Source organism: Falsiroseomonas oryzae, from assembly GCF_027856955.1.
In the GTDB taxonomy this organism is placed as follows: domain Bacteria; phylum Pseudomonadota; class Alphaproteobacteria; order Acetobacterales; family Acetobacteraceae; genus Falsiroseomonas; species Falsiroseomonas oryzae.
Genome location: NZ_JAPSMD010000308.1, coordinates 1 through 6,564, shown reverse-complemented (window position 1 = coordinate 6,564; position 6,564 = coordinate 1). Strand labels below are relative to the sequence as shown.

At 72.3% G+C, this 6,564-nt stretch carries 6 protein-coding genes; 5 read left to right on the top strand and 1 reads right to left on the bottom strand.

The genetic code is table 11. The features are described 5' to 3' along the window. Together OZN99_RS22565 and OZN99_RS22560 are read left to right on the top strand one after the other, a co-directional pair. Positions 1 to 1,162: putative inorganic carbon transporter subunit DabA (locus tag OZN99_RS22565; protein ID WP_270937509.1), on the top strand; the 1,162-nt coding region annotated here is incomplete at its 5' end. A gap of 17 nt (positions 1,163 to 1,179) precedes the next feature. Next, positions 1,180 to 1,530 carry a P-II family nitrogen regulator gene (locus OZN99_RS22560; protein ID WP_270937508.1) on the top strand — a complete coding sequence of 117 codons (351 nt, stop codon included), beginning with the start codon at positions 1,180 to 1,182 and terminating at the stop codon, positions 1,528 to 1,530. A gap of 51 nt (positions 1,531 to 1,581) precedes the next feature. Here the strand turns inward: OZN99_RS22560 and OZN99_RS22555 are convergent, their stop codons facing one another. Continuing rightward, positions 1,582 to 2,373 (bottom strand): family 16 glycosylhydrolase, encoded by a 792-nt coding sequence (locus OZN99_RS22555; protein WP_270937507.1) that lies wholly within the window; start codon positions 2,371 to 2,373, stop codon positions 1,582 to 1,584. 398 nt (positions 2,374 to 2,771) lie between these two features. On the opposite strand from OZN99_RS22555, the gene OZN99_RS22550 reads away from it, so the two are divergent. The 3 genes from OZN99_RS22550 (at position 2,772) to osmF (ending at position 6,442) form a co-directional block, all read left to right on the top strand. Continuing rightward, positions 2,772 to 5,057: a DUF3141 domain-containing protein gene (locus OZN99_RS22550; protein ID WP_270937506.1), complete on the top strand. Its 2,286-nt coding sequence runs from the start codon at positions 2,772 to 2,774 to the stop codon at positions 5,055 to 5,057. Positions 5,058 to 5,183: 126 nt separating this feature from the next. Continuing rightward, the gene (locus OZN99_RS22545; protein WP_270937505.1) at positions 5,184 to 5,381 is read left to right on the top strand and encodes a hypothetical protein; all 198 of its coding nucleotides are present in this window, start codon (positions 5,184 to 5,186) and stop codon (positions 5,379 to 5,381) included. Between the two features lie 119 nt (positions 5,382 to 5,500). Next, entirely contained in the window at positions 5,501 to 6,442 is a 942-nt protein-coding gene (gene osmF, locus OZN99_RS22540) for a glycine betaine ABC transporter substrate-binding protein OsmF (protein WP_270937504.1), read from the top strand. Positions 6,443 to 6,564: the final 122 nt, after the last annotated feature.

The following is a 6,564-nucleotide window of genomic DNA, read 5'->3' as shown; positions in this document are numbered from 1 at the left end:
GGAGGGCTTCGGCCGCGTCGCGAACCGCCTGGCCGGCCGCATTGCGCCGGTTGCCGCCACGACGCCGCGCGTCGCGCTCGCCTGCGACGACGGCGCGACGGCGCCGACCGGCATGAGCCCCGCCGAGCAGGTGGCGACCGCGGAAGGCGCGCTGCGCATCATGGGCCTCACCACCGGATTCGCGCCGGTGGTGGTGCTCTGCGGCCATGGCGGGCAGGCGGTGAACAACCCCTTCGCCGCCGGCCTGGATTGCGGCGCCTGCGGCGGCAACCGCGGCGGCCCGAACGCGCGGATCATGGCAGAAATCCTGAACGACGCGGAGGTGCGCCGCGGCCTGGCCGCGCGCGGAATCGCCATCCCGACGGAGACGGTGTTCCTCGCCGCGGAGCACAACACCACGACGGACGAGGTGACCATCTGGAACGCCGGCCAGGCCGCATCCCAGGGCACCATCCTGGCGCGCCTGCAGGCCGACCTCGCCACCGCCCGTGCGGCGGCGACGGAGGAACGGCTGGCGCGGCTGCCCGGCGACGCCGCCGCCGACCCGGTGGCGGCGGCCGAGCGGCGCGCGGCGGACTGGGCGCAGGTGCGGCCGGAATGGGCTCTGGCGCGCAACGCCGCCTTCATCGTCGCAGACCGCGGCTTCACGAAGCGGCTGGACCTGGAGGGCCGCTGCTTCCTGCACTCCTACGACTGGCGGGCCGATGCCGACGGCGCGGCGCTGGAGGTGATCCTGACCGCGCCGATGGTCGTGGCGGAGTGGATCAACACGCAGTATTATTTCTCCACCGTCGACAACGCCGTGTTCGGCGCGGGGTCGAAGGTGACGCACAACGTGGTGGGCGGCTTCGGCGTGATGCAGGGCAACGCCAGCGACCTGATGACCGGCCTGCCGGCGCAGTCGGTCGAATCGGCCGACGGCCTGCCCTACCACGAGCCGCTGCGGCTGATGACGGTGGTGCGCGCCCCCCGCGCGCGCGTTGAGGCGCTGATCACCAAGCATCGCATCCTGCAGACGCTGTTCGGCAATGGCTGGGTGGCGCTGCTGGTGGCAGACCCCGAGACCGGGCAGTTCCTGCGCCGCAACCGCGACGGCAGCTGGCGCGACGCGGAGACGGGCGAGGCGACCGAGGCGCGCCGCTACGCTCTGGTGCCCGCATGAGCAGGGAGTCCATGCCGATGACCAACTCGGACGATCTCGTCTTCCACTCTCTGAAGAAGATCGAGATCATCCTGCCCGGCGAGCGCCAGGCCTTCGTGCGGGAACTGCTGGAGCGCAGCGGCTGCACCGGCTGGACGCTGTTCCGCGACGTGGCCGGCCAGGGCCATCACGGCTTCCACGAGGGAAGGCTGCTCTGGAACGACCAGGCCAGCGTGGTGATGTTCATGGCGGTCGGCACCGAGCCGGTGATCCGCCGCGTCGCATCGGGCCTGAAGCCGCTCTTCGAGAAGGGCTCCGGCGTGATGTTCATCTCCGACACGCAGGTCGTGCGCCTCGAGCATTTCGTCCCGGCCGAGGAGAAGCGCTGACCCGCGCGGCGGCAGGGGCGCGCCCCTCCCACCGGCAGGGTCAGGCGGCCCTCAGATGAACCACTGGCCGGTGGCCTCGTAGTTGGAGGTCACGTGCGCCGCCAGCGCGTTCCAGTCCACCATGCCGTTCGCGTCCGTCCAGGCATCCAGCCCGGACCCGGAGCCGGTCTGCACCGCCACGGCCTCGGTCGCGATGATGGCGTTCTGGGCGGGCACCGCCACGTCCCAGGCGGTCTCGGCCGCGGCCGGTGCCGCGGCGCTCGGCGCCGGCGCCGCCTCGCCAAGCGGCGTGAAGCTGACGTCGCGCACCGTGATCGAGGTGTTCGGGTTGTTGTTCAGGAAGCCGATGGTGTTGTTCATCCCGCCATGGGCGAAGTCCACCGGCACGTTCTCCGTCACTACGCCCTTTTCCGCGCCGTCCACCTTGAAGGTGATGCGCCCGGGCTCCCACACCATCGTGTAGTCGTGGAAGCTGCCGGTGGTGATGCCGTCGAAGATGCGTGCCTCGTAGGCGTCGAAGCCGCCGGCATTCCAGTGCACCGTGCCATAGACCCGCCCGGACCCGTCCGGCGTGATCTCCGCCATGTCCAGTTCCTGGCCCGGCCACTGGTTGTCGCCAGGCCAGAGGATGATGCCGGCGCCGGGCTGGTTGCCCTCCAGCTTCGCGTTCACGGTGTAGGTCCCGTAGCCGTGCCCGGCGTCGCGCCCGGTCGCCCATTCCATCATGGCGGAACTGCCGGCAAGCCGCACCTCGCCGGGGACGGAGGCGTCCACGTTCCAGGCGTTGCCGATCGGGCCGAAGCCGTCGTCAAACGAGACGTGGAGCGCGTCGTTGGAAGCCATGTTGCTCGTATCCTTCGTTGTCGATGTGGCGTGCAGGCGCGCGTCGTCGCGCACCGCGACGGGCGGGCGTGTCTGCCGTAGGCCTGGGCCGGATGGGGGCGCGCGCCCTCCGCGTCCGGATGGCGGCGCGCCGCGACGTCCTCGGCTGAGCGACGTCGGGCCGGGTCGGGCTCGCGCTGCCGGGCGTGCGCATCGCCGCGGCGGCCCGAGTTCCTTAGCCGCGATCGCGCCGGCATGCTGGTCCATAAACGCGCCCCGCTCATCAACCGGCGGGCGAGGCGCGCGGCAGGCGGCCCGGGGCCGGAACCTCACATGGGCAGGACGTAACGCCCGTGGTAAGCGACGGCGGCTTATATGGTGCGTTGCAGCATTCCCATGACCGTCAGGACGACCCAGCCGTGAACGCCGTGCCTCCTCCCCTCCCCGGCCGCGAGCTCCTGTCCCGCGGCGCCGAGACGATGAGCCGCGCGCTCGACCAGGCCCGCAGCCTGGCCGAGGTCGCCGCGCGGCAGGCCGAGGCGCTGGCGCCCAAGCCGCCGCAGCCGCCCGCGATGCTCGGCTTCCTGGGCCGCAGCCCGCTGACCCTGATGCAGGAGGCGATGGAATACGCGGTGGACGCGACGCAGCGTTCCATCCTGTTCTGGGACACCATGCGCCGGGCCGGCAACGAGTTCGTCGAGCACGAGAAGCAGGGCTGCCCGCCCGTGCTGGTGTTCGAATGGGACATGATGGTGGACGGCCGGACCCTGCCGCGCCGCTGCAACTACGCCCTGGTTCGCATCAAGCCGCCCGTCGGCACGCGGCCCACCGACCCGAAGCTGCGGCCCTTCGTCATCATCGACCCGCGCGCCGGCCACGGCGCCGGCATCGGCGGCTTCAAGTCGGACAGCCAGGTCGGCGTGGCGCTCCGCCGCGGCCATCCGGTCTACTTCGTGATCTTCTTCAAGGACCCGGAGCCCGGCCAGACGATCCTCGACATCACCGCGGCCGAGCGCACCTTCCTGCGCAAGGTGCACGAGGCGCATCCCGATGCGCCGAAGCCCGTGGTGATCGGCAACTGCCAGGGCGGCTGGGCGGTGATGATGCTCGGCGCCTCCGACCCCGAGCTGATGGGGCCGCTGGTGCTGAACGGCGCGCCGCTGTCCTACTGGGCCGGCGAGAAGGGCCGCAACCCCATGCGCTACACCGGCGGCCTGGCCGGCGGGTCCTGGCCCGCCGCACTGCTCGCCGACCTCGGCAACGGCAAGTTCGACGGCGCGAACCTCGTGCTGAACTTCGAGGGCCTGTCGCCCGGGAACACCTGGTTCAAGAAGTACTGGAGCCTCTACGAGAAGGCCGATTCCGAGCCCGAGCGCTTCCTGGAATTCGAGAAGTGGTGGGGCGGCTACTACCTGATGAACCGCGACGAGATCCGCTGGATCGTCGAGAACCTGTTCGTCGGCGACCGCTTCGCCCGCGGCGAGATCAGCGCCGGGCCGGGCCGCGGCGGCGCGACCTTCAACATGCGCTCGATCAAGTCGCCGATCATCGTCTTCGCCTCCGCCGGCGACAACATCACGCCGCCCGGCCAGGCGCTGCGCTGGATCGCCGACGTCTACCGCGACGAGAAGGAGATCCGGAAGCTCGGCCAGACCATCGTCTACCTGGTGCATGACGACATCGGCCACCTCGGCATCTTCGTCAGCGGCAAGGTGGCGAACAAGGAACACACCGAGATCGCCAACACCCTCGACATGATCGAGGCGGTGGCACCAGGCCTCTACGAGATGCGCATCACGGGGTCCGAGGGCAGCGGCGTGAACGCCGGCTACCAGGTGGAGCTCGTCAGCCGCACCATCGCCGACATCCGGCAGGTGTCGGGCGAGGCGAACAACGAGGCCTTCCCGGCGGTGGCGAAGATCTCCGCGGTGAACCAGACGATCTACGACCTGGTCGTCGGCCCGGTGGTACGCCAGGTCACGACGGAAGCGACGGCGGAGCTGCGCCGGCAGCTGCACCCGATGCGCGCGCGCCGCTACATGGTCTCCGACCTCAACCCCTTCATGCTGCCCTTCGCGGCGGCAGCGGAGCGGGTGAAGGCGCAGCGCGCCCCGGCCGCCGCGGACAACCCCTTCCTGACGGCGGAGCGCGCCTTCGCCGACCGGGTGGAGGGCGCAATCGACGCCTGGCGGGACTGGCGCGACGCCTGGACCGAGGCCGCCTTCCACGCGGTCTACGGCACGCTGGCCGCCTTCGGCGCCGCGGAGGCGACGGCCGAGGAGGAGGCTGCCGAAACCGCCGACACGCTGGCCGACGCGCCGGAGATGCGCGCCGCGCTGGCCCACGTGGCGGAAGGCAACTACGCCGAGGCGGTGGTGCGCATGATGATCCTGCTGGCGCGCGCCCGCGGCGGCGTCCGGCGCTCCCGCCTCGCGAGATCGCAGGCGGTGCTGACCGGGGAGGCGCCCTTCGCCGACATGACCTCCGCCGCCCGCCAGGCGCTGATCCGCGAGCAGACGCTGATCGTCGAGATGGCGCCAGAGGAGGCGCTGGCGACGCTGCCGAAGCTGCTGCCCGAGGCGGTCGAGCGCCGCCGCGCCCTCGACACGGTGGAGGGCGTGGCCGGGCCGGAGGAGGAACTGGGCGAGCCGGCGCAGGCGATGCTGGCGCGGCTGCGCAGCGTGCTCGGCCTGGCACGCGGCTGACATCACACGCCGCATCCGGCGCATCGTGCCGGATGCGCGATGTTCACGATCGGGCAAGGCATCCGCCTTCAACGTGCGACTCCTGCGCGAATATCGCGACTTGAAGGCACAGGAGGATACCTGCCCATGACGCCGACGCCCCTCGGCGCCGCGGCGCCGCCTGCACCGGCGGACCTGATCGCGGCGTCGCTGCTCACCTCCGACGAGGGCGCGGAACTCCACCTGATCGCGCGCGACGGCAGCCGGCTGCGGCTGGCTGCCGACGAGGCCACCGCGCGCGCCCTCGCGCTCAACCTGTGGCAGGCGCTGGAGCAGCCGCGCTGATGCCTCTGCCGCAGGGTTGACGGCACCCGGCCGCGTCGCACCTGCACCTCAGGCGTCTTGGGGTTGCCAGCCTGCCTGACCGACGGGGTAGGCTGGCCGGACGGCAGGAGGAGGCAGGGATGACGGGGTGGCAGGCGCGCCGCGTGGCGCGGCGGACAGTGCTCGGCACCGGCGCAGCCGCGCTGCTGGCGGGCACCGCGCGGGCGCAGCGCCGGGACGGCCCGGTGGTGGTGGCCTCGAAGCTCGACACCGAGGCACAGCTGCTCGGGCACCTGATCCTGCTCGCGCTGGGCCAGGCTGGCGTGCCGACCGAGGCCCGCCTCGCGCTCGGCCCCACGCGGATCGTGCGCGGCGCCTTGGTCGCCGGCGAGATCGACCTCTATCCCGAATACACCGGCAACGCCGCCTTCTTCTTCCGGCGCGAGGACGACCCGGCCTGGCGCGACGGCGAACGGGCCTACGCGCTCGCGGCGGAACTCGATCGCGCGCAGAACAGCCTGGTCTGGCTCGATCGCGCCAGGGCGAACAACACCTGGGCGATCGCCGTGCGGCGCGATATCGCGACGCGCGAGCGGCTGCGCACGATGGGCGACTTCTTCGCCGCCGCCGGCCGCGGCGCGCTGCGCCTCGCCGCCTCCGCCGAATTCGTCGAGAGCGCCGCCGCCCTGCCCGCCTTCGAGCGCACCTACGGCGCGACCTTCCCGCGCGACCGCATCGTGGTGCTGCCGGGCGGCGACACGGCCGTGACGATGCGCGCCGCGGCGCAGGGCATCTCCGGCGTCAACGCGGCGATGGTGTACGGGACCGATGGCGGAATCGCCGCGCTCGACCTCGTCGTCATGGCGGACGACCGCGGCGCCCAGATGGTGTACGAGCCCGCGCCCGTGGTCCGCGCCGCCGTGCTGGAGCGGTTCCCCGCCATCCGCACCGCCCTCGCCCCGGTCTTCGCCTCGCTCGACCAAGCCACGCTGCAGCGGCTGAACGCGCGCATCGCGGTGGAAGGGCGCCCTGCCAACGCGGTGGCGCGCGAGCATCTGGCGACGGCCGGCCTGCTGCGGTGAACCCCGCGCTGGCGCTGCCGGCCGCACTGGCGCTGGCGGCGCTGCTGCTGCCGCTGCCCTGGCTGGCTGTCGCGCCCAACCGCCTGCTGCCCGGCCAGCCGATGCCGGCGCTGGCCGCGCTC